This window comes from Bacillus sp. LR--39 (genome assembly GCF_053613335.1).
Window position 1 is genome coordinate 1 of sequence record NZ_JBSIOT010000064.1, and the last position, 1,898, is coordinate 1,898.

The following is a 1,898-nucleotide window of genomic DNA, read 5'->3' on the forward strand; positions in this document are numbered from 1 at the left end:
TTTTTATTATAATGGTCATTGGTTTCGCATCAGGATGTAATGGTAATCAAAATGAATTTATTCAAGGTAATAGTACTTTTGGTATTTCGCAAGTACATACAAGTAAGCCAATTGATCAATCCGTTGCCAATCATGCGAAAGAAAAGATAATTGCCAAGGAAGATATTACAGACGTAAAAGCTGTGAATACTGATAAAGAGCTTATGGCAGCGATTAAAGTTGAGAATTTTGATCGATTTCGATTAAAGAGTATCGAGAAGTCAGTAAAATCCGACTTAGAAAAAAAATATCCCGACTATAAAGTTTTTGTTTCGACTGATAAAAAAATATTCTGGGAACTTGAAAAGGTCGAGCAAAGACTGAAAAAAAACGATATGAATAAGAAGAACTTAAAAAATGATTTGAACAAACTGAAAAGTCTTATGAAGGAACAAACCTAAAGAGGAAGGATCGAGTTATGTCTAACAATCAAAAGAAACAACTTACTCCTGTGCAACAGGAATATCAAAAATTGCAAAAACAACGAGAGATCAAAAGACCGGTTGTTAAAAATTGTATTAAGGCCTTTTTAATCGGTGGACTTATTTGTTTGATTGGTCAGCTTATTTCAGACTTTTACATTTATTATTTCGATTTTACTGAGCAAACGGCCGGAAATCCGACGGTGGGTACGTTAATTTTTATTACAATGCTTCTTACTGGTTTTGGCGTATATGATCGAATGGCCCAATTTGGTGGGGCTGGAACAGCTGTACCTGTAACAGGTTTTGGCAATGCGGTTATATCGCCTGCCATTGAGCATCGAAGCGAAGGATTTGTACTGGGCGTAGGTGGCAACATATTTAAATTAGCGGGGGCGGTTATTTTATTTGGTGTTTTTTCTGCTTTTGTCATTGCCTTAATTAAAACCACTTTAATCCAGTGGGGTGGTTTATAATGCTAGCAGGTCATCGTACATGGATCTTCGAACAAAAGCCTGTCATTATCTCCACTGGAACCGTTGGTGGACCATTTGAAGCCAATGGTGCTATCCCAGATGATTTCGATACTCTTCATGCTGATTTATGGCTTGGGCAGGATTCCTATGAGAAAGCACATAAAATCCTTTTTGAAGAGGCTTGCCAAAAAGCCATGGAAAAAGGGGGCATACAAAAGGATCAAGTTCAATTTATCCTAGCTGGGGACTTAATCAATCAAATCACCCCAACAAGTTTCGCTAGCAGAACGATTGGAGCGCCTTATTTTGGCTTATTCGGTGCTTGCTCTACCTCGATGGAAGGACTGGCTCTAGGTGCTTATATTGTAAATACAAAAGGAGCGAAATATTTGTTAACAGGAGCTTCCAGTCATGATACAGCTGTTGAAAAACAATTTCGGTATCCAACTGAGTATGGTGGACAAAAGCCACCTACGGCACAATGGACGGTTACTGGTGCAGGTGCAGCCCTATTAAGTGATTCTGGGGAAGGACCTCATGTCACATCTGCCACAATTGGTCGTGTAATCGATATGGGATTGACAGATCCATTTAACATGGGAGGAGCTATGGCGCCAGCTGCGGTTGATACCATTGAAGCCCATTTAAAGGAACGAAATGTTGAGCCATCTTATTACGATTTAATTGTAACCGGTGACCTTGGCCAAATCGGACAGGAAGTGTCCATGGATCTATTTAAAAAGCATGGAACTCCTATTAGTGAAGAACAATACCAAGATTGTGGCCTTATGATTTATCGGGAAGGACAACCCGTTCTTGCAGGGGCAAGCGGTGCAGGCTGTTCAGCAACGGTAGTTTATGGGCATTTATTAAACCGCATGAAAAATGGTGAATTTAAACGCATGTTAGTTGTGGCTACAGGTGCTTTGCTTTCACCGTTGTCCTTTCAGCAAAATGAAAC

General features: G+C 39.7%; 3 protein-coding genes. All 3 read left to right on the top strand.

What is annotated here, in order from left to right; translation table 11 throughout:
- A partial coding sequence (locus tag ACWHAR_RS20275; protein WP_452087638.1) for a YhcN/YlaJ family sporulation lipoprotein occupies window positions 1–440 on the top strand: 440 nt, incomplete at its 5' end.
- Window positions 441–457: 17 nt separating this feature from the next.
- Window positions 458–937 carry a stage V sporulation protein AC gene (gene spoVAC, locus ACWHAR_RS20280; protein ID WP_013352385.1) on the top strand — a complete coding sequence of 160 codons (480 nt, stop codon included), beginning with the start codon at window positions 458–460 and terminating at the stop codon, window positions 935–937.
- On the top strand, window positions 937–1,898 hold a 962-nt coding region (gene spoVAD / locus ACWHAR_RS20285; RefSeq protein WP_452087639.1), incomplete at its 3' end, for a stage V sporulation protein AD. The genes spoVAC and spoVAD, both read left to right, overlap by 1 nt.

Excerpts from the sequence above, each read along its gene's own strand:
- spoVAC (WP_013352385.1), top strand. The coding sequence starts at position 458 with ATGTCTAACAATCAAAAGAAACAACTTACTCCTGTGCAACAGGAATAT.